This window comes from Sphingomonas sp. CCH10-B3 (assembly GCF_001556185.1).
Lineage (GTDB): Bacteria > Pseudomonadota > Alphaproteobacteria > Sphingomonadales > Sphingomonadaceae > Sphingomonas > Sphingomonas aquatica.
The window spans coordinates 62,693-88,890 of record NZ_LSIJ01000092.1; the positions used below are offsets into that span (position 1 = coordinate 62,693).

Sequence of the window (26,198 nt, forward strand, 5' to 3'; positions counted from 1 at the left end):
GGGCAGCAGGGCTTGCGCTAGGCGAGCGCGATGGAACCGAGACGTATCGTCGCGCTCATCGTCGCGGCCGGCAGCGGCACGCGGCTGGGCGGTAGCGTGCCCAAGCAATTCGCGACGCTGGCAGGCAAACCGATGGTGGCGCACAGCTTTGCAGCGTTTTCTTCGCATCCGATGATAAGCGAAACGATCGTCGCGATCGGCGCCGGGCAGGAGGCGATGCTTGCCGAGGCGGTCGGGGATGCCTGCTCGGTTACCGGCGGCGCGACCCGGCGCGAGTCGGTGCGCGCGGGGCTGGAGGCGATTGCAGCCGACGGCGGCGCCGATCTGGTGCTGATCCACGACGCCGCGCGGCCGTTCCTCGGCGCCAAAGTGATCGACCGGCTGATCGCCGCGCTCGACACCGATCCGGGCGCCATCCCCGCCCTCCCCGTCGCCGACACGCTCGCGCGCGGCATCGAGGTGCTGGGCGAGACGGTGCCGCGCGACGGGCTGTGGCGCGTGCAGACGCCGCAGGCGTTCCACTTCGCGGCAATCCTCGACGCGCACCGCCGCTGGCCCGAGAGTGAAGAGGCGACCGACGACGCGCAGATGCTTCGCCGTTTCGGATCGAGCGTGGCGATGGTAGAAGGCGACATCATGCTCGACAAAGTCACTTACCCTGCCGACATCGCCGCTGCCGAGGCGCGCCATGCCGCCACCTTGATCAGCCGCAGCGCGACCGGCTTCGACGTTCACCGGCTCGAGGCGGGCGAGGAATTGTGGCTCGGCGGCGTGCTGATCCCCCACGACAAGGGGCTGTCGGGGCACAGCGACGCCGATGTCGCGCTGCATGCGATCACCGACGCGCTGCTCGGCTGCACCGGCGAAGGCGATATCGGCACGCACTTTCCGCCCAGCGACCCGCAGTGGAAGGGCGCTGCCTCGTACAAATTCCTCCAGCACGCTGCGTCGATCATTGCGGCCAAAGGCGGCGTGATCGATTTTATAGACCTCACGCTGATCTGCGAAGCGCCCAAGATCGGCCCGCACCGGCAGGCGATGCGCGCGAAGATCGCCGAACTGCTGGCGCTGGGCGAGGATCAGGTGAGCATCAAGGCAACCACCACCGAGCGACTGGGCTTCACCGGCCGCGGCGAAGGCATTGCCGCGCAGGCTTGCGCGACGGTGCGCCTGCCGGTGCGGGGGCGCGCGTGACCCTGCGCCGAACGTTCGCGGCGGTCGCCCTCGCGCTCGGTGCAACGGCCAGCAGCGCGCAGACGTTGTCGGCCCAGCTTCAGCTGCCTTGCGTGACCGCGCCCGAAGCCGAAGCGCTCGTGACCTCAATCCTGCCCGAGACAATCGAGGCCTTGTCCAGCACCTGTGCTGGCCAGCTTCCCCCGGGCGCGGTGCTGCGCGCGCCCTCCGGCCAGCTCATCGCCCGCTATCGCAGCGATGCCGATGCGGTCTGGCCCAATGCGCAAAAGGCGGTGTCGCGTGTGATCGGCGCCGATGCGTCGGCATTGCTTGGCAGCAATATCGCCCGGCCTGTCATCGCCTCGCTGCTTGCGCCCGCGATCGTCAAGCAAGTGCAGCCCGGCGAATGCGCCTCCTATGAGCGGATCGTGGCACTCGCGCAGCCGCTGCCGCCGCGCAATCTGGCGGGGTTACTTGTGTCGGTATGGCAATTGGCCGATGCGCGGCGCAAACCGACCGACAAGCGCCCTGCCCTCACCATCTGCCCGAGGTCTTCATGAGCGAGCCGGTCGTTGCCGACACGATCCTGCCGCAACCGCTAGTCGATGCCGCGCGCCGCGTGGTCGAGGCCAATCGCGCGGCACGGCGGCGCGTCGCGGTCGCCGAAAGCTGCACCGGCGGGCTGGTCGCGGCTGCGATTACCGAGATTGCGGGATCGTCCGATGTCTTGCAGGCTGGCTTCACGACTTATTCCAATGCCGCGAAGACGGCGACGCTGAAAGTCAGCCCCGACATTATCGATACCTTCGGCGCCGTCTCGGTCGCGGTTGCCTGGGCAATGGCACAGGGCGCGCTCGAGGCGAGCGATGCCGATGTCGCGGTCGCGATCACCGGCGTGGCTGGCCCCGGCGGCGGCAGTGCGAAAAAGCCGGTCGGCACAGTCGTGTTTGCGCTGGCCGAGCGTGGCGCCGACCCGGCGCATGTCGTGGCCGACCTGCGCCATTTCGGCGATCTGGGTCGCGGCGGGGTGCGGCTTCAGGCGGCGCTGTGCGCGCTCGAACTGCTGCTGCCCGGTGCGTCGCTCGACCCGGCGTAGAGCTTGGCAGCGCGGGTTTCGAACGCGCCGATCATTTTGCGCAAAGCGCGGTCGAACACTTGCCCCGCTAGCATTTCGAACACGCGGTTCTTGAACGCGAAGTCGACCGCGAAATCGACCTGACAACCGCCCGCGCCGTCGCTGCGAAAGCCCCATTCGTTGCGCAGATATTTGAGCGGGCCGTCGAGATAATCGACATGGATCCGGCTCGGCCGTTCCTTGGTGACGCGCGATGTGAAGGTCTCGCGCAAGGCGCCGAAGCCGACGATCATGTCGGCGACGACGCTCGTTTCGCTTTCTGACCGAATGCGCATTGCCGACACCCACGGCAGGAAGTCGGGATATTTGGCGACATCGGCAACGAGCGCATACATTTGCTCGGGCGTGTAGGGCAGATGCCGGGTTTCGGTGTGGCGCGGCATCAGGCGCGGCCCAGCTTGGCCTCGCGAGCCCGGCGCAGCGCGGCGAAATCGTCACCGGCGTGATAGCTCGACCGGGTGAGCGGCGACGCCGCCACCAGCAGGAAGCCCTTGGCGCGCGCGATCGCGGCATAGGCATTGAACGCGGCCGGAGTCACGAAATCGGCGACCTTGGCGTGGCGTGGCGTCGGCTGGAGATATTGCCCCATCGTCAGGAAATCGATGTCGGCGGAGCGCATGTCGTCCATCACCTGGTGCACTTCCATCCGCTCCTCTCCCAGGCCGAGCATCACGCCGGACTTGGTGAAGATCGACGGATCGTGGCGCTTGACGCTTTCGAGCAGCCGCAGCGAGGCATAATAGCGCGCACCGGGCCGGATCGTGGGATAGAGCCGGGGCACCGTTTCCAGATTGTGATTGTAGACGTCGGGCCGCGCGGCGACGATCGATTCGACCGCGCGCTCGCTCTTGTTGCGGAAGTCGGGGGTCAGAATTTCGATCGTCGTCGTCGGCGTATTGCGGCGAAGCGCTTCAATTACCTTGACGAACTGGCTCGCGCCGCCGTCGGGAAGATCATCGCGGTCGACCGACGTAATGACGATGTGTTCGAGGCCGAGCTCGGCGGCGGCGGTCGCGACATGCTCGGGTTCGAGCGGGTCGACCGCACGCGGCATGCCCGTCTTGACGTTGCAGAAGGCGCATGCCCGGGTGCAGGTGTCGCCGAGGATCATCACCGTCGCGTGCTTCTTGGTCCAGCACTCGCCGATGTTGGGACAAGCCGCTTCCTCGCACACCGTGGCGAGGTTCAGCCGGCGCATCAGCGCGCGCGTCTCAGCAAAGCCGGTCGAGGTTGGCGCCTTGACGCGGATCCAATCGGGCTTGCGCACACGCGGCGGTCGGGCAAGCGGCATCGTCTCGTTCATGTCTGGCAGATAGCGATTGGTACCCCGGCTTGGAACCCCCTACCTTGGCCCAGCGTTGCGCCGCCCGACGGCCGGTTTGCCGATTAAGCGAGACGCATCAACGTGACTTGCGCAACAGCGCGAGCAATGCAAAGGTTGGGAAATGGCATATTTCACTGATCTCGTGCGCGGTTATCAGCGCTTCCGTTCCGAAAACTGGGCACGCGAGCGTGCCCGCTGGGCCGATCTGCGCAAGTCGCAATCGCCCCGCGTCATGGTGATCGCCTGTTCCGACAGCCGCGTCGATCCGACGATGGTGTTCGATGCATCGCCCGGCGAAATCTTCGTCGTGCGCAACGTCGCCAATCTCGTGCCGCCGTTCGAAACCGATGGTTCGCGCCACGGCGTTTCGGCGGCGCTCGAATTTGCGGTGACGCAGTTGAAGGTCTCCGAGATCGTGGTCATGGGCCATGGCGCATGCGGCGGCGTCAAGGCAGCACTCACCCAGGGTTTCGAGGGCAAGGCGCCCGGCGAAGGCGGCTTCGTGCACCACTGGATCGATTTGCTGAACGGTGCGCGCGAACGCGTGATCAGCGAACATGGTACCGGCGACGACGCTGTGCACGCGCTCGAGCTTGAGGGGATCCGGACCAGCATTGCCAATCTGCGCTCCTTTCCCTTTGTGGCGGCCGCCGAAGCGGCAGGCGAACTCACGATTCACGGCGCTTATTTCGCGATTGCCGATGGCCTACTGCACGTCATGGGCGAAGATGGCAGCTTTGCCCCTGCGCCAGCGGCACCCGCGACCGCCGGGGACTGACGCTCGTCGTCGGCGTTCAGCGCTGTTTCTGGGTGACGGTCAGCTGATAGTAGATCCGCACCCACGCGCCGATCAGCTTCTTCCCACCGACGCGCGGGGGATACACCCGGAACTGCCACGCGGCCTGGCGAAAGCCGCGTGACAGTCCTGAGCCCAGCGGAGACTCGCCCATCGTGCGGCAATTCTCGACGCGGTTGTCGGGCGCAGTTTTGCAGGCGATCAGCGCCCAGCCGCTTTCCTTGATTGGCGGCAGGTAGAAGGCAAGCTCTGCCTGCGTCGGCTCGCGGACCCATTCGGCGTTGTAAAGCGGCTGCCCGCCCGGCCCCTGACCGGGACCATAGGCGGCCACGCTGTCCTTACCGGTGTCGCCACCTTCGCGCGCGGTCGAGGGGATTTTACCGATGTCGCCCGATGCCAGCGTATCCTTGTCGATCCGGACCAGATCGGGGAACAAGTCCTGCTTGGGCGGGGTTACCGGCTCGGGCGGGGGAACGACCGGCGGCGGCGTGGTCACGACCTCGCCGCTTTTGGGGACCGGCTTTGATTGCTTCGCAGGTGCTGCCTTGGAGGCCCTTTCGCCACCCCCCTTCTCGGGCTCGGGAATCAGCTGAAACGACAGCGGTGGCGCGGCTTTTTTCGGCTCGGGCTGGAAGCGGTTGAGCGAAATCAGCGCCAGGACAAGCAAAAGCTCGACCAGCAGCGCAAACAATATGCCGCCGATCCGCCGCTGCAACGGCGTGCGCTCACGCTTTTCCTGAGATTGAAAGGACGCCGACACCATGCGGTCCGCGCCTAGCCGTGGCGTTGCAGCGCGGCAACGGCTCGATGTCGGCACGGTCCCGACCAGCAGCGCTTGCGCGGCTGCCCCTGCCCCGCTACCCAGCCGCTTTAATGCAGCCTTCCGATCATGCCCCCGCGCGCCTCATTCCGGGCCGCGCCGTCTTCCCGCATCATGACCTGACGGGGATCGACGGACTCCAGCCGCACGAGATCATGTTCCTGCTCGACGAGGCCGAGTATTGGGTCGACATCAACCGCAGCCGCGCCAAGAGCGACAATCGGCTCGCCGGACTGACGGTGATCAATGCCTTTTTCGAAAATTCGACGCGCACGCTGCTGTCGTTCGAAATCGCGGGGAAGCGGCTTGGCGCCGATGTCGTCAACATGCACGCGGCGCAATCGAGCGTGAAAAAGGGCGAGACGCTGATCGACACCGCGATGACGCTCAACGCGATGCGCGCCGATGCGATCGTCATTCGCCACCAGAGCTCAGGCGCGGTCAAGCTGATCGCCGGCAAGGTGGATTGCCCGGTGCTCAATGCCGGTGACGGGCGGCACGAACACCCGACGCAGGCTCTGCTCGACGCGCTGACGATCCGGCGGCGGCGCGGCAGCATCGCGGGGCAACGCGTGGTGATCTGCGGCGACCTGATGCACAGCCGCGTCGCCCGGTCGAATATCCTCGCGCTGACGGCGCTTGCCGCCGAAGTACGGGTGGTCGCGCCGACGACATTGATGCCCGCCGCCATCGAGCGGATGGGCGTGACCGCCTTCACCGATTTCGATGCCGCGCTCGAAGGGGCCGATGTGGTGATGATGCTGCGGCTCCAGAATGAGCGGATGGACGGCGCCTTCATTCCTTCGACCCGCGAATTCCATGCGCGCTACGGCCTCAATTCGGCGCGGCTCGCGCGCGCCAAGCCCGATGCGCTGATCATGCATCCGGGCCCGATGAACCGCGGGGTCGAGATTTCGTCGAGCGTCGCCGATCACGAGCGGTCGGCGATCACCGAACAGGTCGAAATGGGCGTGGCGGTGCGGATGGCGTGCCTCGACGTTCTCACCCGGCAGGCGCGCGGCGTGGAGGGGTGGGCATGATCGCTTTCGTCAACGCCCGGCTGGTGACACCCGAGGGCGAGCGCCACGGCGCGCTGATCGTCGACGGCGAACGGATCGCCGCGCTTGGCACGGTCGAAGTGCCGAGCGACGCCGAAGTCGTCGATCTCGGCGGGCTGATACTTGCGCCCGCGATCGTCGATCTCGGGGTGTTCGCGGTCGATGTCGCCGCATGCCACGCGGGCGGGATCGTGCGGATCGGGCTGATGCCCGACCAGTCGCCCGTGCTCGACGACCCCGGCATTGTCCAGCGGGCGGCGCTGATCGGGCGACCGAGCCTGTGGATCCACCCGATTGCCGCTGCGACCAAGGGATTGGCTGGGCGTGACCTTGCCGAAATGGCAGTCAACATCGGTGCCGGCGCGCGCGCGGTCGGCACCGGACGCGGGTGGATCGCCGACGCGGGCGTGATGCGCAAGGTGCTGGCCTATGCCAATGATCTGGGGCTGAGCGTCGTCGCGCATGCCGAGGATGGCGGGCTGGCCGCAGGTGCGGTCGCGACCGAGGGCGAAACCGCAACCCGGCTGGGCCTTGCCGCTGCCTCTGCCCTTGCCGAAGCGCTCGCAGTCGCACGCGACCTGATGCTGGCGGAGGAGACCGGCGCAGCGCTGCACCTGCGCACGGTCACGACGGCCGCTGCCTTCGACCTCATCCGCGCGGCCAAGCGGCGCGGCGTGCGCGTGACGTGCGGCATTACGCCTGCACATCTGTTGCTGTCGGACATTGCGATGTCGGGTTTCCGCACCTTTGCTCATCTTTCGCCGCCGCTGCGCGCCGAAAGCGACCGGCAGGCAGCACTCGCGGCACTCGCCGACGGGACGATCGATGTGCTGAGCTCGGGCCATGATCCCCGTGGGCCCGAGGAGAAGCGCCTGCCCTTTGCCGATTCGAGTCCAGGGGCAGCGGGGGCGGAAACGCTGCTTGCGCTGGGGCTCGGGCTGGTGCGCGACGGCATGATCGATCTTGCACGGCTGTTCGCGCTGCTCGCCGCCAATCCGGCGCGGGTGCTCGGCGTCGAGACGGGTGCGCTCGCGGTCGGCCTGCCTGCCGATCTCGTCGTGATCGATCCTGACACGCCGTGGCAGATCAGCGCCGACCGTTTTTCAGGCCTTGCCGGCAATACCCCGTTCGACGGCCTGCCGACGCAAGGAGCCGCGCGCCAGCTCTACAAGGGCGGCACGCGGCTGTTTTAGCAAGCTGTTCCGATCAGCGCGACGCGACCTGCTTCGTTGCTGTCTTGGTCGCCGCCGTCCAGCTTGCATTCTGGTCGCCGGCCGCTTCGCGAACGAAGCAATTGCCGCCGTGGCTGCGATAGCTTTGGCATATCGCCACGGCATCGGCGCGCGAGAAGCCGCCGACCGACAGGCGATAGAAATTGCCTGCGCCCGTCTTGAAGTTCATCCCCGACGGGGTCTGACCAGCAAATGCCGGGAAGCGGCGCACGGCGCGTTTCCAGCCATCCTGCGCCACGGCTGCGCTCTCGAACGCGCCGAGCTGGAGGTAGAATTTGCCCTTGGCCGGCGCGCTGACCGGCACTGTTGCGGCGACCGCCATCACTTTCGGCGCGACCGGGGCGGGCTTGGCAACGGTCGGCTTGGCAGCGGCGACCTTGGCTGCAACCGGCTTGGCGGCAACCCGGACCGGCTTGGCTGCGACCGGCGGCAGCGGCTGGACGACTTCCTCGCGCGGACCGAAGACGATGCCGGGACGCGGCGCTTCAGTGACTGGTGCATCGGCGACTTCGACCGGCGGCTTGGACGCGGGCTCGATAGCCGCAACCGCCACCGGCTGCGACGCGACGCGCGCGTTGAGCGCAAGCGCGACCGGCTGGCCGACATCCTGCACGGGGATCACTTTCAGCAGCGCAGCGACCTGATCGGCGGCACCGGCTGGACGCGCGAAGACGGCCCAGTCGACCATCCGCTTGTCAAGGTCACCGGGCGCGAGATCGACCGCCGCAACCGACCGAGCTTCCGGCCAGCGACCGGCGAGCGCGAGGCTGAGCGCGAGATTCTGGCGAGTCTTGGCGTCCGCCCCCGGCGCACGCGCCGCCGGCGTCAGCAGCTCGACCGCGCTTGCCGGATCACCGGCCAGCGCAATCGCGAGCCCACGGTCAGCAACCGCAATCGTTTCGGCATGGCTGTCGAGCGTCTGGCGTGCGCCGGTCCAGTCGCCATTGGCGATCTGCGCCAGCGCATAGCTGAGCGCGCTGCGACCGTCGTTGGGCGACAGCGCGAGCGCGTCACCGAAAGCGTCACGCGCCGAGGCGAAGCGGCCCGACAGCAGATAAGCCTGGCCGAGCATCGCGCGATAGCTCTGGTTCTGCGGTGCGCGGGCAACGGCGGCTTCGGCGAAACCGATCGCGGCAAAGGGCTTGCCGTCGGCGAGCGCCTTGCGCGCCTGCGCAGCGCTGGCGGCAGCGGCCTTGGCATTGGCGCTGTCGCTCGGGCTGCCGGCAAAGGCCGTGGTGCCGGTCATCAGCGCGACGCCGACAAGACCGCTGGTCAGGACGAGCGCCGAGGCGCCCAAGGTTGCGATTACCCGGTGCTTCATCGGATCAGTCCCCCATATCCATTTCGGTATCGCCCCGGCTCGCCGCCTGCTTGGCGAGCGCATCAAGGTCGGGCAGTGCGTTGAGATAATCGTCGAGTGCTGTCGTAACGATCTGCTGCGCGGAACGGTTGGCGAGTGCGCTGGCGAGCCGCAGCCGCAGATGCCGGTCATGATCGAGCCGAAGCGTGAACGCCGCCTTGGCCTTCATGCCGACCGGTGCACGCGGCGCGGCCACCGGCTTGGCGGGCTCCGCGGCAGCGGCGGATTCTGCCACCGGCGCGGAGTCGGCGGGCGCCGAGACCGGTGCTTCGAATTCTTCCTTCAGAGCCTCACGCTGGCGCAGCACCGGCGGTACTGGCGGCGTCACGACCGCGACGGGCGGCTGTGCGGGCACTTCAGTGCCCATGTCGTTCCAGCCGAGATCGTCGATCACTTCGGACACATTGCCGAAGCCCGAGAAGCCCTGCGACCGCATGGCGGGACGCGCCTGCCCCTTGCGGGCCAGCAACGTCGACGACAGCGACGCAAAGCTCTTGGTGGAACCGATCAGCGAGCTCATCTCAGCTCACCACACGACGACCGAAGCCGCCACCTGCCAGACGATTGGGAACAAAGCCGCCCGGCGCCGCTGGGGCGCTGAACACGGTGCGACGGAAGTTCTTTTCGAGTCGATCGGCGATATAGGTCCAGAGCTGCTGGATCTCGGCGGCCGACTTGCCACCCGGATCGACTTCCATCACCGTGCGCCCGTCGATCATCGACGCAGCGAAATCGGTGCGGTGGTGGATGGTGATCGGCGCGACCGTGCCGTGCTGCGATAGCGCGACCGCGGCTTCGGACGTGATCTTGGCCTTGGGTGTCGCCGCATTGACGACGAAGATCAGCGGCTTGCCGGCGCGATCGCACAAATCGACGGTGGCGCCGACGGCGCGCAGGTCGTGCGGGCTGGGGCGCGTCGGGATCACGATGAGTTCAGCGACCGCGATTACGCTCTGGATCGCCATGGTGATGGCGGGCGGCGTGTCGATCATGGCAAGGCGGAAGCCCTGCTGGCGCAGCACTTCGAGATCGGCAGCAAGCCGCGCGACCGTCGTTTGGGCGAAGGCGGGAAATTCGCTTTCGCGTTCGTTCCACCAATCCGACAGCGACCCCTGCGGATCGATGTCGATCAGCACGACCGGACCCGCGCCCGAAAGTTGGGCTTGCACGGCAAGATGGCCCGACAAGGTCGTCTTGCCCGAACCGCCCTTTTGCGAAGCCATTGCCAGAACGCGCATAATTCCCCTGGTCTTGCCTAGTTGAAACAGGGGATGCCACGCCGAGAGATAAGAAGTGGTTAACGTCGCGCGCAGGCGTGCCAAAGCCACTAACCAAATCTTTGCCAACCGCGCTATAACCGGCTTAACCAACACCGGCGGGGCGGAGTGGATCGTATGAAAGCAGCTTGGATAACGGCAGCGCTGGTTGCGCTTGCCGCAAGTGCAGCACCGGCACTCGCCGATGTGCGCGCGGGCGTGGAAGCATGGCAGCGCGGCGATTATCGCAAGGCCGTCGAAGAATGGCGCCCGCTTGCGATTGCGGGCGATGCCGATGCGCAGTTCAACCTGGGCCAGGCCTATAAGCTCGGCCGCGGCGTGCCGCTCGATCCCGGCCTCGCCGAGCAATGGTTCGGCAAGGCTGCTGTGCAGAAGCACCCACAGGCCGAAGTCAATTACGGGCTCGCGCTGTTCCAGAACGGCAAGCGCGACGAAGCCGCGCCGTGGCTGGAGAAAGCGGCGATGCGTGGCGAGCCGCGCGCGCAGCTGGTGTTCGGCACGATGCTGTTCAACGGCGATGGCGTGCAGCGGGACTGGGTGCGCGCCTATGCGCTGATTACGCGCGCTGCTGCGGCGGGCATCCCCAAGGCGGCCGAGACGCAGGCGCAGATGGACCAGTATATCGACACCGATATGCGCCAGAAGGGAATCGCGCTCGCCCGGCAATATGAAAGCCAGGGGTCGAGCACGGCCGCCCCGCTAGAACTTGCGGGATCGGATCGAGGTGTGCGCACTGCCGAACTGCCGCCGTCGCAGGTCGGCGAAGATTCGACCCAATTGGCGCGACCCAAGCCCGGCGTGACCAAGCCGCCGCGGGTGGCCACCACCAAGCCCGTGCCGACCGCCCCGCCAGCGGTAACAGCGCCGGGCAAGGGCTGGCGCGTCCAGCTCGGCGCGTTCCGCGACGACAACAATGCCCGTAACCTCTGGGCGACGCTGCGCGGTCGGGTGAGCGCGCTTGCCGGCGCCACGCCGGTGTTCGCGCGCAGCGGTGACCTGACGCGGCTCCAGGCCGGGCCATTCGCCGCGAGCGCCGACGCCGCGCGCGTTTGCGCGGCGGTGAAGGCGTCGGTGCCGGGAACCGCTTGCGTGCCGGTCGCGCCCTAATCAACCCAGTCGCGCGCCGGAATGCCCTGCGCATAGAGCAGCGCGGTGAGATCATTATGGTCGATCCGCGCGTCGGCAGCGGCGGCAACGACCGGCTTGGCGTGATAGGCAACGCCCAGCCCAGCCGCGCCGATCATCTTGAGGTCATTCGCGCCATCGCCGACCGCCAGCGTCGCCTCGATCGGGATTGAGTGCGCCGACGCCACCGCGCTTAACGTGTCGAGCTTGGTTTGCGCACCGACGATCGGCCGCGCCACCGTTCCGTCGAGCTTGCCGCCCGCGATCCCCAGCACATTGGCGATAGCACGTTCGAAGCCGATCTGCGCCGCGACCGGCTCGGCAAAGCGGGTGAAGCCGCCTGAAACCAGCACCGTGGCCGCGCCCCGCGCGCGCATCGTCTGCACCAGCGTGCGGGCGCCGGGCATCAGTGTGACCCGTTCGGCCAGGCAGCGATCGATCACGGCTTCGTCGAGCCCGGCGAGCAACGCCACGCGTGCGTCGAGCGCGGACTCGAAATCGAGCTCGCCGCGCATCGCCGCTTCGGTGACGGCGGCGATCTGCGGCTTGATCCCGGCGTAATCGGCCAGCTCGTCGATGCACTCGACCGTGATCATCGTCGAATCCATGTCGGCGATGAGGAGCTGCTTGGAACGCGTGACGAGCGACTGCACGACGATATCGACGCCCGGAAACGCGCCTTCGATCGCAGCCCGCGCGCCGCTCGACACGCCGATGAAGATGTCGGCGGCGCGCCCTGCGTCGATCCATCCCGACCCGGACGGCGCGCACCCAGCCACCGCCAGCCGGTCGAGGCTCTCCGAAATCTGGCCTTGATCGAGCCGATCGACTGCTATCAGTGTTGCGATGAACATGGATGGTCCTCCCCGCCCCCGGCTCGCGCTCATCGCAGGGCCAACCGCGAGCGGCAAGTCCGCGCTCGCGATCGCGCTGGCGGAGCGAGCGAATGGCGTGGTGATCAACGCCGATTCGGCTCAGGTCTATGCCGATCTGAGCGTGTTGAGCGCCCGCCCCTCGCCTGCCGACGAAGCGCGCGTGCCGCACCGGTTGTTCGGACATGTCGACGGCGCGCAGAGCTGTTCGGCGGCGGCCTGGGCAGCGGATGCCAAGGCCGCGATCGAGGCGGCGCACGCGGCAGGCCGACTGCCGATACTGGTGGGGGGCACCGGGCTCTATCTGCGAACATTGCTCGACGGGATCGCGCCAGTGCCCGAGATCGATCCCGCCATCCGCGCCGACGTGCGCGCGCTACCGGTGGGTGAAGCTCATGCTGCGCTGATGGCGTGCGATCCAAAAGCGGCGGCGCGGCTCAACCCCGCTGATACGACCCGGATCGCTCGTGCGCTTGAGGTTGTGCGCTCGACCGGGCGGACGCTCCGCGACTGGCAGGCCGAGCGGGTTGGCGGCATCGCCGGGCGCGTCACGCTTGCGCCGCTGGTGCTGCTGCCCGATCGCGACTGGCTGATGGCGCGGTGTGACGCGCGGCTGGCGGCGATGTTTGACGGCGGCGGCGTGGAGGAAGTCCGGGCGCTGCTCGCCCGCCGCGATGTGCCCGCGACCGCGCCGGTCCGGCTCGCGATCGGCGTCCGCGAAATCGCCGGCTGGCTGTCGGGCGACTGGAGCCGCGACGAAGCGCTCGCCCGCGCCCGGCTTGCGACCCGGCAATATGCCAAGCGGCAATATACCTGGTTCCGTAACCAGCCCCCGCCCGATTGGCCACGCGACGACGGAACCGACCCCGATCGCGCGCTGGCGCGGCTTGGCGCTTGACCTCACGGGCACGCTTGCCGATCGTGCCAGCGCAAGGGGGCAGGAATGACGACAGTCGAATTGGAAGCCGAGGAAGGACCGACCGGCGTTAGCCGCGTCGAGGCATTCTCCGACGGGGTCATCGCGATCATCGTCACCATCATGGTGCTCGAATTGCACGCGCCCGTCGCCGAAGGGCTCGACAAGCTTTGGGCGCTCTGGCCGGTATTCCTTGCCTATGTGCTGTCTTACGCTTTCGTCGCGATTTACTGGGTCAATCACCACCGGCTGTTCACCTGCGCCACGCGCGTTTCAAACGCGCTGCTGTGGTCGAACATGTTGTTGCTGTTCGCGCTGTCGCTGATCCCGTTCACGACGTCTTATCTGGGCGAGCATCACTTCAGCCGCGAAGCGACGTGGCTGTATCTCGCCTCGACGCTGTTCCCGGCGCTGAGCTATTCATGGCTTCAGGAAGTCATCAAGCGGACCGGGCGCCAGACCGATCGCATCGCCGTCTATTACCGCCAGTCGACGCGCAAAGGGATCGCCGCGATCGTCATCTATGCGACCGGTGCGGCATTGACCGGAATATCGCCATGGATGGGCATTGCCTGCGCCGTCCTGGTCGCGATCCTGTGGTTTTTGCCGCAGAGCGCCGTCAACGAGCTGTTCGGGCGCTGAGCCCTTGTCAGGCGGGCATCGGCTGCGGGTTGATGCGTTCGATCTCGCAGCCGATCGCGGCATCGGGATAAATGTCGGGCTTGACCGAGCGAACCCGCACCCGGCGGACGCGCGGATCGGCGAGCGCGAGCGCGGCAACCGCCTCGACCAGCGTCTCCTGCAGATCGAAATGTCGGCTGGCCACGAGCGCGAGAATGTCGCGGCGCAGGAAATCATAATCGACGACCGCGTCAATCCGGTCGTCGAGCGCCGCAGTTCCATAGTCACAGTGCAGCCACACGCTCAGCATCACGCGCTGCGGGGCGGCGCGCTCGGGCGGGTGAATGCCGATCCGCATCGGCACGTCGAGGCCGTCAAGGAAAGTCGTGAACTCGGCCATCAATGCCCCCGCGTCGCAAACATCACGTCGCGCGCCCTTGGCAGAAAGCGCTGGCCATTGTCGACGTAGAGCGTCTGGCCATGCACACCGCGCGCACCGAGCAGGAAGGCGACCGCGTCAGCAACCGCTCGGGCATCGACCGGGCGCTGCAGCAGATTGATCGCGGCAACCGTGCGATATTCGTCCTCGGTCTGGTCGGCGCTGGGCAGCGTCAGCCCCGGCGCGACCGCATTGACCGCGATCCGGGGACCGAGTGCCTGCGCCAGCATCACCGTCGCGCCCGCCAGCCCGATCTTCGCGCAGCTATAGGCAAAGAAGTCGGGGTTCAGATTGACGACCTTCTGGTCGAGGATGTTGACGACGGCGCCGCGCGCGAGATCGTCCTGCCGCGCGAGCGCCTGCGCGAGCAGGACCGGCGCGCGCAAGTTGACGGCGCTGTGGCGGTCGATCGACGCTGCGTCGACATCGGGCGGAAAATCATGCGCGAACAGCGAGGCATTGTTGACGAGCCCCGTGACCGGCGCAGCAAACGCCGCGCGCGCCGCTTCCAGTAGCACATCGGAGGCGTCGGGTGCCGCGAGGTCCTGCTCAATCGCGACGGCATCGTCGCCTAGGTCGGCGACCAGCGACGCGGCCTCGCTGCCCGAAGCGCGATGATGCACGACCACGCGCCACCCGGCGTCGATCAGCCGGCGCGCGATGACCGCGCCGATCCGCCGCGCGCCGCCAGTGACAATCGCGACGGGGCGGCTCACTCGACCCTGCCGACGCCCATCAAGGCCAGCACTTCCTTGCGGCTGCGCTCATCATCGCGGAAAATGCCCATCATCCGGCTGGTGACCATGTTGACGCCCGGCGTGCGCACGCCGCGCGCGGTCATGCAGGCATGGCTCGCCTCGATCACCACGGCGACGCCCTGGGGCTTCAGATTGTCCCAGATGCAATTGGCGACTTCGGCGGTCAGCCGTTCCTGAATCTGCAATCGCCGCGCATAGGCGTGGAGCACGCGCGCGAGCTTCGAAATGCCGACCACCCAGTTCGACGGGAGATAGGCGATGTGCGCCTTGCCGATGATCGGCGCCATGTGATGCTCGCAGTGCGACTGGAACGGGATGTCCTTCAGCAGCACGATCTCGTCATAGCCGCCAACTTCCTCGAAAATCCGCGCCAGATGCTGGGCGGGGTCTTCCTGATAACCCTGGCAATATTCCTTCCACGCGCGCGCGACGCGCTTCGGTGTGTCGATCAGCCCTTCGCGTGCCGGATCGTCGCCGGTCCAGCGAATCAAGGTGCGGATCGCTTCGGCGACGTCATCTGGGACCGGAATCTTGGCCGGCGAGCCAACCAGATCACCGGTGTCGTCATGGTCGAAATGCGCGTTCATCTACCCTCCTCAAACCGCGATTCAGGTCAGACGCTACGTCAACCGTCATTTTGGTGGATTTCCGTTGTCGAATAAAACTGTCTCATTTGGGCAACAATGACGCAAGCCCGCAGATTTGCGCGCATCTCCCGTTGACGCGGTGAATCCTCCGGCGCTAGATTCACGGCAATACGGCACAAATGCTATCGCACACCCGGCCCATCACGACCGGGGATCAGGAGGGGACAAAAATGACCAAGTTCGACCTATTGGCTGCAACCGCAATTGCGGTGCTCGCCACATCGCCGGCGATGGCGCAGACCGCGCCGGCGCCCGCACCCGCGGCTCAGGAAGATGCGCCGGTTGCCGACGATGTCGTCGTCACCGCGACCAAGCGCGAAACCACGCTGCTCGATACGCCGATTTCGGTCTCGGTCACCAGTGGCGCCACCATTCAGGAAGCGCAGATCCGCGACCTGATCGACCTGCAGACCGTCGTCCCGTCGCTGCGCGTGTCGCAGTTGCAGAGCTCGGCCAATACGAACTTCATCATCCGCGGTTTCGGCAACGGCGCGAACAACCCGGGCATCGAACCGTCGGTCGGCGTGTTCATCGACGGCGTCTATCGTTCGCGCTCGGCAGCGCAGATTGCCGATCTTCCCAATGTGAAGCGCGTCGAAGTGCTGCGCGGCCCGCAGTCGACGCTGTTCGGCAAGAACGCGTCGGCAGGTATCATCTCGATCGTGACCGCCGAGCCTGCATTCAAATTCGGTGGCAACATCGAAGCGACCTATGGCGATTTCAACGCCTTCATTTTGAAGGGCGACGTCACCGGCCCGATCACCGACACTCTCGCTTTCTCGCTTGCGGGCAACTTCAACCGTCGTGACGGCTATGTCCGCGATCTCGCGCTCAACACCGATTTCAACGATCGCAACCGTTATGGCTTCCGCGGTCAGCTGCTGTTCCAGCCGAGCGCCGACCTGAAGTTCCGCCTGATCGCCGATTTCGACAGCATCGACGAAAATTGCTGCGCGGTCGTCAACCTCGTCAACGGCCCGACCGGGGCCGTCGTGCGGGCGCTGGGTGGCAATATCGTCACCGGCAACCCGTTCTCCTACACGGTCTTCAACAACTTCCGGTCGGTCAACCGCATCGACAACTACGGCATCTCGCTGCAGGGCGACGCCGATTTCGACAAGTTCACGCTGACGTCGATCTCGTCAGCGCGCGGTGTCGACAGCCGGACTAACCAGGATTCGGACTTCACCAGCGCCGACCTGATCGGCACCAACAACAACCGCACCAACATCCGCACGCTGACGCATGAAGTGCGGTTCGCGTCGAACTTCGGCGGCCGGTTCGAATTCCTCGTCGGCGGCTATTATTTCAACGAAAGCATCGACGTTAAGGCGGACCTGACCTTCGGCCGCGACTTCCGCAACTATGCGCAGGCGCTCAGCGGCAACGGCATCAGCACGGTTGAAGGGCTGCTCGGCGTTCCCGCCAACACGTTCAGCCAGCGCGGCCAGGGCCGGTTCGAAAACTGGGTCTATCGCAACAACGCCTTCTCGTTCTTCGGCAGCGCCGACTTCAAGATCACCAATCGCCTCGTCTTCACCGGCGGCATCAACTACACCAACGACAAGAAGCGCTTCTCGTCGGCGAGCTTCAGCACCGACAGCTTCTCGGCGCTCGACTTCGTCGCGATCGGCCGGAACGTGCTGACCCAGACCGCGCTGGCGCAGGGGGTTGGCGGTGCGATCGGCCTGCCGGCCGGTACCGCCGCATCGGCCGCACAGATTCAGGGCTTCGCGGCAGCGCAGCCCGCCATCTTCGCGCAGATCCAGGCCGGCGCGAATGCGTTTGGCGCGGCGAATGCCAACACAGCGACCAACCCGCTGCTCGGTCTGCGCGCGTTGCAGTTCCTGCCGCCCTTCCTCAACCTGCCCAACGCGGTTGAGCCGGGTCGCACGGCCGATGACGATGTCTCCTACTCGCTGCGTCTGGCGTGGAAGGCGACCAACAACATCAGCTTCTATGTAACCTATGGCACCGGTTTCAAGGCGTCGTCGATCAACCTCGGCCCCGATTCGCGGCCGACGCCCGCCGACTTCATCCCCGGCTCGCCGGCACAGTCGCCAGCTCCGGGCGCGTCGCCGATCCGCACGGCCGGCCTTGCGCTGCCCAACCTGACCACCGGCTCGCGCTTTGCGGCGCCTGAAAAGGCCAAGGTCATCGAAGGCGGCATCAAGGGTCAGTTCTCGAAGGGCGCGTTTAATCTCGCGATCTTCCAGCAGGAAATCAGCAACTTCCAGGGCAACATCTTCACTGGAACCGGTTTCGTACTCAGCAACGCTGGCCGGCAGTCGACCTTCGGTATCGAATTCGACGGCAATTATTCACCGGTGCGCGCGCTGACGCTCAACTTCGACATTACCTATCTGAAGCCGCGCTATGACTCGTTCGTCAACGCCTCGGCGCTGAATGCGGGCTTCACCACCAGCCCGGCAAACCTGACCGGCCTGACGCCGGCGGGCATCCCCGAAGTGTCGCTGTCGGCGGGCTTCACCTACCGCCGCACGATCCTGCAGGACGTCAAGATGTTCCTGCGCAGCGACTATCAGTGGTCGAGCAACACCCAGATCGCCGAGGGCGCACCGCAGTTCCGGCGCCAGATCACGTCGCTCAACTCGTCGCTGTCGTTCGAGCTCAAGAACGGGCTGGAATTCTCGTTCTGGGGCCGCAACCTGTTCGACAAACAGTATATCTCGACGATCTTCCCGTCGGTCGTGCAGACGGGCAGCCTCTCGGGCTACCCCAGCCAGCCGCGCACCTATGGTGGCACGGTCCGCTTCAAGTTCTGATCGCGGTCACGCCTGAAACAGGAAAGGCCCCCGGTGCGAACCGGGGGCCTTTTTCATTTGGCGCAGTGTTTGGTCGGCTTACGCTGCCGGACGGTGCAGGGCGCACAGCTTGTTGCCGTCGGGATCGCGCAGATAGGCGAGGTAGAGCTTGCCCATCGAGCCTTCGCGCCAACCCGGCGGATCTTCGCACGCGCTGCCGCCAGCGGCGAGCCCGGCCGCATGCCACGCGTCGGCCTGTTCGGGCGAGTCGGCCGCAAAGCCGATCGTCGAGCCGTTACCGTGGCACGCATCGCTGCCGTCGATCGGGATGCTGATCGAAAAAGTGCCGCCGCCATGCCGCCAGAAATAGCGGTTACCGTTGGCGAACCCCGGCCCTGCGCCCAGCGTTCCCAAAAGGGCATCGTAAAAGGCGCGCGACTTTTCGAGGTCGTTCGCGCCGACCATGATATGCGAAAACATGCAGATTGCTCCTTTGCTGGATCGACGGACGCCGATCGGTGCCGGCTGCCCTGCCCCGTCATCAATCCCGATGCAGCGGGCGTCAAGGCGCGGACCGGGCATGAAATGATTGCGAAACAATTATGACATTTTTGCTGCCTCGCCGGTTGCGACGCGCGTAACACGGGCTACAAGGCGGGAAGGAAAACGAAGCGACCCATGTCGGGATCGCCACCGGTCGGACAATGCACCGACCATCGGGAGGATGAAGAATGGCCAAAGCCCCTGCGAAGTCGACTGCGCCGAAAACCGGCGGCATTCACGCGCCCGTCACACCCTCGGCGGAGCTGGCCGCCATCGTCGGCGCCGACCGCCTGCCGCGGAGCGAAGTGATCAGCAAGGTTTGGGCTTATATCAAGCAGCACGACCTGCAGAATCCCGCCAACAAACGCGAGATCCTGGCCGACGCGGCACTGGAGAAGGTGTTCGGCAAAAAGTCGGCGACGATGTTCGAAATGAACAAATATATTTCGGCGCATGTGAAGGCCTGATCGCGCGTCGGGGCACCGCAGCGCGCCCCGACTGTCACAATTTTGCAACGCTAATCGCCAAACGTGAAACGACCCGGTCAAATGCTTGACCGGGAATGCCCGGTCGCGGCACTTGCCTCTCTCGCAATTTTTGCACTCAGAGTGGGGAATCAAGCTCGATGATCGGTTTTTCGGTTCGCACGCGGCTGTTCGCAGCGGCGCTCCTCGGTTCGGCGGCAGCGCCCGCTTTCGCACAGGACGCGCCTGCCGCGCCGGGCGCCAAGGCCAGCGAGGATGACGTTGTCGTCACCGCGCAGCGTCGTGAAGAGCGGCTGAAGGACGTGCCAGTGTCGGTCGCGGCAATCGGTGGCGACCGGCTCGATCTGGTGCAGTCGGGCGGCAATGACATCCGTGCGCTCGCCGGGCGCATCCCCAGCCTCAACATCGAAAGCTCGTTCGGGCGCGCCTTCCCGCGCTTCTATATCCGCGGGCTTGGCAACAGCGACTTCGACCTGAACGCGTCGCAGCCGGTCAGCCTCGTCTACGACGATGTCGTGCTCGAAAACCCGATCCTCAAGGGTTTCCCGATCTTCGACCTGCAGCGCGTCGAAGTGCTGCGCGGGCCGCAGGGCACGCTGTTCGGCCGCAATACCCCGGCCGGTATCGTCAAGTTCGACTCGGTCCGCCCGAGCACAGCCGGTGGCTATATCCGCGGCGGCTATGGCAGCTATGGCACGATCAACATCGAAGGTGCGGCGACGGTCAAGTTGAGCGATACGCTGTCGGCGCGCTTCTCGACGCTTTACCAGCACCGCGACAATTGGGTCGATAATATCGCAACCGCGCAGGCGCGTGACCTGGAAGGCTATGACGACTGGGCGGGCCGCATCCAGCTCGAATGGAAGCCCACCGACGCGCTCACCGCGCGGCTGACCGGCCAGGCCCGCATCCTCGACGGCACTGCCCGCCTGTTCCGTGCGAACATCTTCACGCCCGGCAGCGATCGGCTGATCGGCCTTGGCGGCCCGAACACGCCGTTCCGCCGTGATCAAGTGCGTCAGGACGGCCTCAACTTCCAGCGGCTGCGCAACTATAACGTCGGGCTGACGGTCGATTATGATTTCGGCCCCGTCACGCTGACCTCGGTCAGTGCCTATTGGAACGGCAATGTCGCCAGCCGCGGCGACATCGACGGCGGCTTCGGCAACCAGTTCGCGCCGCCGCAGGGGCCGGGCTTCATTCCTTTCTCGGCGCAGTCGCAGGACGATGTCCCGAACCTCGACCAGTTCACGCAGGAATTGCGGATCGCGTCGAACGGTGCGCACGCGTTCAATTGGCAGGCGGGCTTCTTCTATTTCAACGAAACGCTGCGGATCAATTCGTTCGACTTCGGCACCCCGACCGATCTGACCCCGGCCGCTTTCTCGCCGCAGCGGCAGACGAGCGAGGCGTTCGGCCTGTTCGGTTCGGCCAACTACAAGTTCGACTTCGGCCTGACGGTTCAGGGCGGCATCCGCTATAACAATGATACGCGCGCGCTCGTTGCATCGCGCCCGATCGACACCCGCCCCGGCTTCCTCGGCTTCGGCGGCCCGGTGCCCGATCAGCGCGCCAATGTCGGCAGCGACATCGTGACTTGGGACATCAGCGCGACGCAGCGCGTGACCGACGAAGTCAATCTCTACGCCCGCATTGCCCGCGGCTATCGCGCGCCGTCGATTCAGGGCCGGTTGGTGTTCGGCCGCACGCTGTCGGTCGCCAATTCGGAGCGGACGATCTCTTATGAAGGCGGCTTCAAGAGCGTCTATTTCGGCGGCAAGCTGCGGCTGAACGTCAACGGCTTCTATTTCTCGACCGATGATCTCCAGCTGACGGCGGTCGGCGGCGCGTCGAACTTCACGACGCTGTTCAATGCGCGCAACGTCGATGGCTATGGCTTCGAAGCCGAGCTCGAGGCGAGCCCGGTGGAGCGGCTGAACTTCACCGCGGGCGTCAGCCTTAACGAGAACCGGATCAACGATCCGAACGCCTTTGTCGCGGGCTGCGCATCGGGCTGCACGGTGCTGAACGCGCAGCGGCCGGGCTCGCCGGGGATTTTCTCGATCAACGGCAACCGCCTGCCACAATCGCCCAAGTGGACCGCCAACTGGACCGCGCGGTACAGCCATCCGATCGGCAATGGCGAGATCTATGCGATCACCGACTGGGCTTATCGCTCCGAAATCCAGTTCTTCCTTTATCGCTCGGTCGAATATCGTGACCGCTTCCTGCTCGAAGGCGGCCTGCGCGTCGGCTACAAGACCGGCCCGTTCGATTTTGCGGCCTATGTCCGTAACATCACCGACGATGTGTCGGCGGTCGGCGGCATCGACTTCAACAATCTGACCGGCTTCGTGAATGAGCCGCGCATCGCCGGGTTCGAAATCGGCTTCAAATTCTGATGCTGACCCTTCGGGGGCGCCGAAATGGTGCCCCCGAGAGGACTTGAACCTCCGACCTGCGGTTTAGGAAACCGTTGCTCTATCCGGCTGAGCTACGGGGGCACGCGGGCGTGTGACTATCCGCGCGCAGGCGTGCGGTCAATTGCGTGCCGAGGGTGGCACGAACGGTATTACCAGCGGCGCGATCGGAACGCCTTCCTCGACCAGCTCGCGCGCCTCGGCGGCGGTGGTTTCACCGTGGATCGGCGCCGCAGTTTCCTCGCCCAGATACATCGCCCGGGCGCGATCGGGGAAGCTGCGGCCGACCCATTCGGACTTGTCGATGAGCGCTGCCTGAAGCTCGGCGAGTTTCGCGAGCATGGCGTGTTTATTGTCGGCGGGCATGGCGGGCGATGCGACCTTGCGATTGCCCTTGGCGGCGACATTGGGCGCCATCACGGCCTTGGTAACCACGCTGTTGTCGCACACCGGGCAATGGACGAGCCCGCGTGCGCGCTGATCCTCATAGCTGCTCGAAGAGCCGAACCACGCCTCAAAGACATGATCGTTGCCGCAGCGGAGATCGAACACGATCATGCGCGGGTCACCGCTGGAATCGGGCGGCGATGATCGAGCACCGGCACCCGCGCGCGAACATCGGCCACGCGTTGCGGGTCGATCGTTGCAAAGCCGACGCCTGGCGCCTCGCCCATGTCGAGCAACACCTCGCCCCAAGGATCGACGACGAGCGAATGGCCAAAGGTTTCGCGGCCGTCCTGATGCGCGCCGGTCTGCGCAGCGGCGACGACGAACGCGGCCGATTCGACCGCCCGCGCGCGCTGGAGCAAATGCCAGTGCGCTGCGCCGGTCGGGCGCGTGAAGGCCGCCGGGATGCTGAGGATCGTCGCGCCGGCGGCACTCAGCGCGGCATAAAGCGCGGCGAAGCGCAGATCGTAACAGATCGACAGGCCGAGCGCGCCGACGGGCGTCTCGACCACCACAGCCCCCTCGCCCGCCGCGTAGCTGGCAGATTCACGCCAGCTTTCGCCGGTCGGCAAATCAACATCGAATAGGTGGAGCTTGTCGTATCGCGCGCGGATCGCGCCGCGGTCGTCGATCACAAAGCCGCGATTGGCGAGCTTGCCGTCGGGCAACTTCAGCGCCAGCGAGCCGATATGTACCCAGATGCCGTGATCCGCCGCTGCCGTTCGAACGGCAGCAAGGACGAAATCCGCCTCTTCGCCCTGCAACACAGCCGCGGCACGTGCCCGCTCGCGATCGACAAGGCCGGTCATTTCGGGCGTGAACAGCATCGTGGCCCCGCCGGCCGCTGCTTCGGCGATCGCATCAGTCACGACGAGGCCGTTGGCGATCGGATCGATGCCGCTCGTCATCTGGAGCAGCGCGATCCGGGTCATGCGGCGAGCAACGCGTCCAGCTCGCCAGCGCGGTCGAGCGCGGCGAGATCGTCCGAGCCGCCGACATGCCGGCCGTCGATGAAGATCTGCGGCACCGTGGAGGCGCCGGGTGCACGCGCGAGCATCTCGGCGCGCTTGGGACCGCCCATGGTGATGTCATATTCCTCGATCGCCGCGCCCTTGCTGTCGAGCAACCGCATCGCGCGCGAGCAATAGGGACAGAATGCCTTGGTGTAGATTTCGACTTTTGCCATTTCCGACAAATGTGGTCGGCTTTGCCGCTTGTCAATCGGCAGCCGCAGGATCGAGCACGCGCGCCCAGCACAGGATCGTCACCGAGCGCGCGCCCGCCGCCAGCAGCACGCGCGTGCAGGCATCAGTCGTTGCACCGCTCGTATAGACGTCGTCCACCAGCACGACCGCTTTGCCCCTCAACGTCGGTCGCCGCTCGGGCGCAACGACGAACGCACCTTTGACTGCCCTCACCCGCGCCTTTGCGCCCAAACCGCGCAGCACAGGGGTCGCGACCGTGCGACGGAGCGCATCGGGAACCGCAGGCACGCCGCCGACCGCCGACAGGGCGCGCGCGATCTCCGCGGCCTGATTGAATCCCCGCCCCCACAGCCGCCGCGCATGCAGCGGCACCGGCACGAGCAGCTCGGCATCATCCGGCACCAGCCGCGCCATGTGCCGTGCGATCGTCGTGGCATAAGCAAGGTGGCCGCCATATTTCAGGCGCAACACCATAGCCCGCGGAATGTCGCCATAGGCAACCGCCGCTCGCACGCCCGCATGGCGCGGCGGCTGGTCAAGACACTCCGCGCAGCGTGCATCGGCACCGCGATCGACCGTGAACGGTGTGTGGCAGGCGGCGCACCACGGCGGCGCCAGGAAGCGAAGGTCGCCCCAGCAGGCTGCACAGAAATGATGATCCGCGCGCGTCACCGCGCCACAGCCGGGGCAGCGTGGCGGCAGTGCCGCATCGGCCATCAGCCGGAGCGGCGCCATCAAGGGGGCGAGCACGTCCATCGCCCCCTTGTCGCGCGCGCGGCACCACGCCACAAGCTCGGCGCGTGACCCCGCCCGAAATCTTCGACCGCGCCTTGCGCCGCCGCCGCCGCGACCGCGCGCAGCCGGGCTATCCAGCGCATGATTTCCTGCGCAGCCAGATGCTCGACGGACTTGCCGACAGGCTGGCAATGGTCCGCCGCCCGTTTCAGGATGTGCTCGATCTCGGCAGCTTCGGTGGCGAGTTCATCCCGCCGCCGGGGGCGCGGATTGCACGGGTCGATGCCGGCTTCGCCTTCGCGCGGGCGGCTGGCGGCGTGCAAGGCGACGAGGACCGTCTGCCCTTCGCCGATGGCGCCTTCGATCTGGTGGTGTCGGCTGGCGTGCTCGACAGCGTCAACGATCTGCCCGGCGCACTGACGCTGGCGCGGCGGGTGCTGCGACCCGACGGGCTGTTTCTGGGCGCGTTCGTCGGGGCCGGCAGCCTCGCCACGCTAAGGGCGTGCCTGCGCGAAGCCGAAGGCGATCGCCCGGTGGCACGGCTGCACCCGCAGGTCGATGTCCGCGCGGCGGGCGACTTGTTGATGCGCGCTGGCTTTACGCTCCCGGTCGCCGATGGCGAAGCGCTGACCGTGCGCTATCGCAACCTGTTCGCGCTGCTTGCCGATCTGCGCGGGATGGCAGCGGCGAACATCATGCCGGACCGGGTGGCGCTGCGCCGCGATACGCTCGCGCGCGCCGCCGAAGCCTTCGCCGCGCGTGCCGACGCCGATGGACGGACCTCCGAACGGTTCGAGCTGGTGTTCCTGACCGGCTGGGCGCCCGATCCCTCGCAGCCGCAGCCTGCCCGCCGGGGCAGCGCGCAAGCCTCGCTTGCCACCGCGCTGCGGCCGCCGCGCTAGAGGAGCGCCTCAATCAGGCCGATCAGCGAGCGGTCGGCGGGTGGCATCGGCATGGCATACATCTCGACCGGCCGCACCCAGCGCAAAGCGGCAGCCTCGACCGCGCGCGGGACGCCGCGCCACTTCCGGCAGACATAGAGCAGCAGCAACAGGTGGCGATCGCCCGCCGTCGCGCTGGCGAAGGTTGCGGGCGCCAAACACGGGGTCAGGACATAGAACGGGCACAGATATACGCTAAGCGTTTCCGGGCGCACTTATGGGTCGACTCTATGCGTCGACGATTCCAGCATTCCAAAGGCATCCATCGGACAGTTGTAACATCGCCTCTCGTCGCAGAGCCGGCATATTGTCAGCGCCGAGACAGCGTCGTCAGACATCTGCGCAAGTATTGTCTCGGCGATACGTTCCAGCACGAGGCGGTCAGCGTTCGAAACATCGCTCAGAAGAGCTGATAAAGTCTCTTTTCTTCGTTGTAACATTGCAGACAGGCGATTCTCTCCTGCTTCGGAGAGCATCAGCGCCACTGCACGACGGTCGCGAAGTGCTTTCGATCGAACGGCGAACCCGGCTGCAACCAATCGATCGACAAGCCGCACCGTCCCCGCGTGGGACAAGCCTAGCACCCGTCCTAATTCGTCGATCGAAAGACCGGTCGCGTGACCGATGACGACGATCGCCGCGGTGGTTTCGCCACCGCCGGGTATCGTCGGGTCGAATGCCGCCTTCTTAATTCGATCGGTGGTGCCCACCGCGAGAGCGCCGAACAGATTGACGAGCCGGTCCGAGAGTACGTTCAAAGGGTTGCCTCATTCATCGACGGCGCATAGTGTATGCGCCGCGCATATATCACGCCTGTCTAAGCATGAAGGCAGGTCATGCGCCATGATGAAAGCGAGGCACCATGTTTTCGACATTACACATAGCTGAAAAGACGACCGGCTCTCGCGGGTCTCTCGCGTTGCTGCGCTGGGCGCTGGTGGTCATCTTTCTCTGGTTCGGTTGCATGAAATTCACGAGCTATGAAGCGATGGGCATCGCGCCATTGATGAAGAACAGTCCGATCATGAGCTGGATTCCGGCCGTTTTTGGGGTGCAGGGTGGAAGCTATTTTATAGGCACCGTCGAGCTCGCGACGGCCGCTGC

General features: G+C 66.1%; 30 protein-coding genes, 1 tRNA gene and 1 pseudogene. 14 read left to right on the forward strand and 18 right to left on the reverse strand.

Annotated elements, in window-relative coordinates; translation table 11 throughout:
* Positions 1 to 30 precede the first annotated feature (30 nt).
* Genes AX672_RS14810 through AX672_RS14820 form a run of 3 tightly spaced genes read left to right on the forward strand, consistent with a single transcriptional unit; the run spans position 31 to position 2,269 of the window.
* The gene (locus tag AX672_RS14810) at positions 31 to 1,194 is read left to right on the forward strand and encodes a bifunctional 2-C-methyl-D-erythritol 4-phosphate cytidylyltransferase/2-C-methyl-D-erythritol 2,4-cyclodiphosphate synthase (protein ID WP_066652481.1); all 1,164 of its coding nucleotides are present in this window, start codon (positions 31 to 33) and stop codon (positions 1,192 to 1,194) included.
* Positions 1,191 to 1,733: a hypothetical protein gene (locus AX672_RS14815; protein ID WP_168727500.1), complete on the forward strand. Its 543-nt coding sequence runs from the start codon at positions 1,191 to 1,193 to the stop codon at positions 1,731 to 1,733. The genes AX672_RS14810 and AX672_RS14815 overlap by 4 nt, the downstream gene beginning before the upstream one ends.
* Positions 1,730 to 2,269 (forward strand): CinA family protein, encoded by a 540-nt coding sequence (locus AX672_RS14820; protein ID WP_066652488.1) that lies wholly within the window; start codon positions 1,730 to 1,732, stop codon positions 2,267 to 2,269. Before AX672_RS14815 ends, AX672_RS14820 begins: the two co-directional genes overlap by 4 nt.
* Here the strand turns inward: AX672_RS14820 and AX672_RS14825 are convergent.
* Together AX672_RS14825 and lipA are read right to left on the reverse strand one after the other, a co-directional pair.
* Positions 2,209 to 2,691: a type II toxin-antitoxin system RatA family toxin gene (locus AX672_RS14825; RefSeq protein ID WP_066652490.1), complete on the reverse strand. Its 483-nt coding sequence runs from the start codon at positions 2,689 to 2,691 to the stop codon at positions 2,209 to 2,211. The genes AX672_RS14820 and AX672_RS14825 overlap by 61 nt on opposite strands.
* Entirely contained in the window at positions 2,691 to 3,611 is a 921-nt protein-coding gene (lipA, locus tag AX672_RS14830; protein WP_066652492.1) for a lipoyl synthase, read from the reverse strand. Before lipA ends, AX672_RS14825 begins: the two co-directional genes overlap by 1 nt.
* Before the next feature lie 142 nt (positions 3,612 to 3,753).
* On the opposite strand from lipA, the gene AX672_RS14835 reads away from it, so the two are divergent.
* Positions 3,754 to 4,410 carry a carbonic anhydrase gene (locus AX672_RS14835; RefSeq protein ID WP_066652497.1) on the forward strand — a complete coding sequence of 219 codons (657 nt, stop codon included), beginning with the start codon at positions 3,754 to 3,756 and terminating at the stop codon, positions 4,408 to 4,410.
* A gap of 16 nt (positions 4,411 to 4,426) precedes the next feature.
* On the opposite strand, the gene AX672_RS14840 is transcribed toward AX672_RS14835, so the two are convergent.
* Positions 4,427 to 5,191 (reverse strand): hypothetical protein, encoded by a 765-nt coding sequence (locus AX672_RS14840; RefSeq protein ID WP_066652503.1) that lies wholly within the window; start codon positions 5,189 to 5,191, stop codon positions 4,427 to 4,429.
* Between the two features lie 110 nt (positions 5,192 to 5,301).
* Between AX672_RS14840 and AX672_RS14845 the strand changes: the two genes are divergently transcribed.
* Complete coding sequence (locus AX672_RS14845) at positions 5,302 to 6,288, forward strand: aspartate carbamoyltransferase catalytic subunit (RefSeq protein ID WP_066652506.1); 987 nt, start codon at positions 5,302 to 5,304, stop codon at positions 6,286 to 6,288.
* Positions 6,285 to 7,499: a dihydroorotase gene (locus AX672_RS14850; RefSeq protein ID WP_202189347.1), complete on the forward strand. Its 1,215-nt coding sequence runs from the start codon at positions 6,285 to 6,287 to the stop codon at positions 7,497 to 7,499. Before AX672_RS14845 ends, AX672_RS14850 begins: the two co-directional genes overlap by 4 nt.
* A 13-nt stretch (positions 7,500 to 7,512) precedes the next feature.
* On the opposite strand, the gene AX672_RS14855 is transcribed toward AX672_RS14850, so the two are convergent.
* Genes AX672_RS14855 through AX672_RS14865 form a run of 3 tightly spaced genes read right to left on the reverse strand, consistent with a single transcriptional unit; the run spans position 7,513 to position 10,136 of the window.
* Entirely contained in the window at positions 7,513 to 8,859 is a 1,347-nt protein-coding gene (locus AX672_RS14855; RefSeq protein WP_066652511.1) for an SPOR domain-containing protein, read from the reverse strand.
* 4 nt (positions 8,860 to 8,863) lie between these two features.
* Positions 8,864 to 9,418 (reverse strand): hypothetical protein, encoded by a 555-nt coding sequence (locus AX672_RS14860; RefSeq protein WP_066652517.1) that lies wholly within the window; start codon positions 9,416 to 9,418, stop codon positions 8,864 to 8,866.
* A 1-nt stretch (position 9,419) separates the two neighbouring features.
* Positions 9,420 to 10,136, reverse strand: coding sequence for a ParA family protein (locus AX672_RS14865; protein ID WP_066652523.1), 717 nt, complete (start codon positions 10,134 to 10,136; stop codon positions 9,420 to 9,422).
* Between the two features lie 156 nt (positions 10,137 to 10,292).
* On the opposite strand from AX672_RS14865, the gene AX672_RS14870 reads away from it, so the two are divergent.
* Positions 10,293 to 11,282, forward strand: a complete 990-nt coding sequence (locus AX672_RS14870) for an SPOR domain-containing protein (RefSeq protein WP_066652526.1) — start codon at positions 10,293 to 10,295, stop codon at positions 11,280 to 11,282.
* Here AX672_RS14870 and serB read toward each other — a convergent pair.
* Complete coding sequence (serB, locus tag AX672_RS14875; protein ID WP_066652536.1) at positions 11,279 to 12,154, reverse strand: phosphoserine phosphatase SerB; 876 nt, start codon at positions 12,152 to 12,154, stop codon at positions 11,279 to 11,281. The genes AX672_RS14870 and serB overlap by 4 nt on opposite strands.
* Here serB and miaA point away from each other — a divergent pair.
* Complete coding sequence (gene miaA / locus AX672_RS14880) at positions 12,153 to 13,070, forward strand: tRNA (adenosine(37)-N6)-dimethylallyltransferase MiaA (protein WP_082730571.1); 918 nt, start codon at positions 12,153 to 12,155, stop codon at positions 13,068 to 13,070. The two genes, serB and miaA, sit on opposite strands and share 2 nt — an antisense overlap.
* A 45-nt stretch (positions 13,071 to 13,115) precedes the next feature.
* The gene (locus AX672_RS14885) at positions 13,116 to 13,730 is read left to right on the forward strand and encodes a TMEM175 family protein (RefSeq protein WP_066652540.1); all 615 of its coding nucleotides are present in this window, start codon (positions 13,116 to 13,118) and stop codon (positions 13,728 to 13,730) included.
* Between the two features lie 7 nt (positions 13,731 to 13,737).
* Here the strand turns inward: AX672_RS14885 and AX672_RS14890 are convergent, their stop codons facing one another.
* From AX672_RS14890 to folE, 3 genes are read right to left on the reverse strand one after another with little or no spacing between them, the layout of a single operon-like run.
* Entirely contained in the window at positions 13,738 to 14,109 is a 372-nt protein-coding gene (locus AX672_RS14890; protein WP_066652542.1) for a dihydroneopterin aldolase, read from the reverse strand.
* The gene (locus AX672_RS14895) at positions 14,109 to 14,864 is read right to left on the reverse strand and encodes an SDR family NAD(P)-dependent oxidoreductase (RefSeq protein ID WP_066652547.1); all 756 of its coding nucleotides are present in this window, start codon (positions 14,862 to 14,864) and stop codon (positions 14,109 to 14,111) included. The genes AX672_RS14890 and AX672_RS14895 overlap by 1 nt, the downstream gene beginning before the upstream one ends.
* Positions 14,861 to 15,493 carry a GTP cyclohydrolase I FolE gene (gene folE, locus AX672_RS14900; protein ID WP_066652549.1) on the reverse strand — a complete coding sequence of 211 codons (633 nt, stop codon included), beginning with the start codon at positions 15,491 to 15,493 and terminating at the stop codon, positions 14,861 to 14,863. Before folE ends, AX672_RS14895 begins: the two co-directional genes overlap by 4 nt.
* A 230-nt stretch (positions 15,494 to 15,723) precedes the next feature.
* Between folE and AX672_RS14905 the strand changes: the two genes are divergently transcribed.
* On the forward strand, positions 15,724 to 18,339 hold the full coding sequence (locus AX672_RS14905; protein WP_066652550.1) for a TonB-dependent receptor: 2,616 nt from the start codon (positions 15,724 to 15,726) through the stop codon (positions 18,337 to 18,339).
* A 78-nt stretch (positions 18,340 to 18,417) separates the two neighbouring features.
* On the opposite strand, the gene AX672_RS14910 is transcribed toward AX672_RS14905, so the two are convergent.
* The gene (locus AX672_RS14910) at positions 18,418 to 18,798 is read right to left on the reverse strand and encodes a VOC family protein (protein WP_066652551.1); all 381 of its coding nucleotides are present in this window, start codon (positions 18,796 to 18,798) and stop codon (positions 18,418 to 18,420) included.
* Between the two features lie 251 nt (positions 18,799 to 19,049).
* On the opposite strand from AX672_RS14910, the gene AX672_RS14915 reads away from it, so the two are divergent.
* Complete coding sequence (locus AX672_RS14915; protein WP_066652553.1) at positions 19,050 to 19,328, forward strand: SWIB/MDM2 domain-containing protein; 279 nt, start codon at positions 19,050 to 19,052, stop codon at positions 19,326 to 19,328.
* A 158-nt stretch (positions 19,329 to 19,486) separates the two neighbouring features.
* Entirely contained in the window at positions 19,487 to 21,748 is a 2,262-nt protein-coding gene (locus AX672_RS14920) for a TonB-dependent receptor (RefSeq protein ID WP_066652555.1), read from the forward strand.
* A gap of 25 nt (positions 21,749 to 21,773) precedes the next feature.
* On the opposite strand, the gene AX672_RS14925 is transcribed toward AX672_RS14920, so the two are convergent.
* The 5 genes from AX672_RS14925 to AX672_RS14945 all read right to left on the reverse strand — a co-directional run bounded on the left by AX672_RS14925 (position 21,774) and on the right by AX672_RS14945 (position 24,174).
* Positions 21,774 to 21,850 (reverse strand) — tRNA-Arg (locus AX672_RS14925).
* Between the two features lie 36 nt (positions 21,851 to 21,886).
* Positions 21,887 to 22,324, reverse strand: coding sequence for a DUF1178 family protein (locus AX672_RS14930; RefSeq protein WP_066652557.1), 438 nt, complete (start codon positions 22,322 to 22,324; stop codon positions 21,887 to 21,889).
* Positions 22,321 to 23,145 carry a carbon-nitrogen hydrolase family protein gene (locus AX672_RS14935; RefSeq protein ID WP_066652558.1) on the reverse strand — a complete coding sequence of 275 codons (825 nt, stop codon included), beginning with the start codon at positions 23,143 to 23,145 and terminating at the stop codon, positions 22,321 to 22,323. Before AX672_RS14935 ends, AX672_RS14930 begins: the two co-directional genes overlap by 4 nt.
* Entirely contained in the window at positions 23,142 to 23,399 is a 258-nt protein-coding gene (gene grxC, locus AX672_RS14940) for a glutaredoxin 3 (RefSeq protein WP_066652559.1), read from the reverse strand. Before grxC ends, AX672_RS14935 begins: the two co-directional genes overlap by 4 nt.
* A 31-nt stretch (positions 23,400 to 23,430) precedes the next feature.
* Positions 23,431 to 24,174, reverse strand: a complete 744-nt coding sequence (locus tag AX672_RS14945; protein WP_066652614.1) for a ComF family protein — start codon at positions 24,172 to 24,174, stop codon at positions 23,431 to 23,433.
* Positions 24,175 to 24,218: 44 nt separating this feature from the next.
* On the opposite strand from AX672_RS14945, the gene AX672_RS14950 reads away from it, so the two are divergent.
* Complete coding sequence (locus AX672_RS14950; RefSeq protein WP_066652564.1) at positions 24,219 to 25,055, forward strand: class I SAM-dependent methyltransferase; 837 nt, start codon at positions 24,219 to 24,221, stop codon at positions 25,053 to 25,055.
* Here the strand turns inward: AX672_RS14950 and AX672_RS14955 are convergent.
* Both AX672_RS14955 and AX672_RS14960 read right to left on the reverse strand, forming a co-directional pair.
* Positions 25,052 to 25,255, reverse strand: a pseudogene (locus tag AX672_RS14955) (8-oxo-dGTP diphosphatase MutT); the annotation flags it as partial. The gene AX672_RS14950 and the pseudogene AX672_RS14955 overlap by 4 nt on opposite strands.
* Positions 25,256 to 25,309: 54 nt before the next feature.
* The gene (locus tag AX672_RS14960) at positions 25,310 to 25,852 is read right to left on the reverse strand and encodes a MarR family winged helix-turn-helix transcriptional regulator (RefSeq protein ID WP_066652568.1); all 543 of its coding nucleotides are present in this window, start codon (positions 25,850 to 25,852) and stop codon (positions 25,310 to 25,312) included.
* 104 nt (positions 25,853 to 25,956) lie between these two features.
* On the opposite strand from AX672_RS14960, the gene AX672_RS14965 reads away from it, so the two are divergent.
* Positions 25,957 to 26,198: DUF417 family protein (locus AX672_RS14965; RefSeq protein ID WP_168727502.1), on the forward strand; the 242-nt coding region annotated here is incomplete at its 3' end.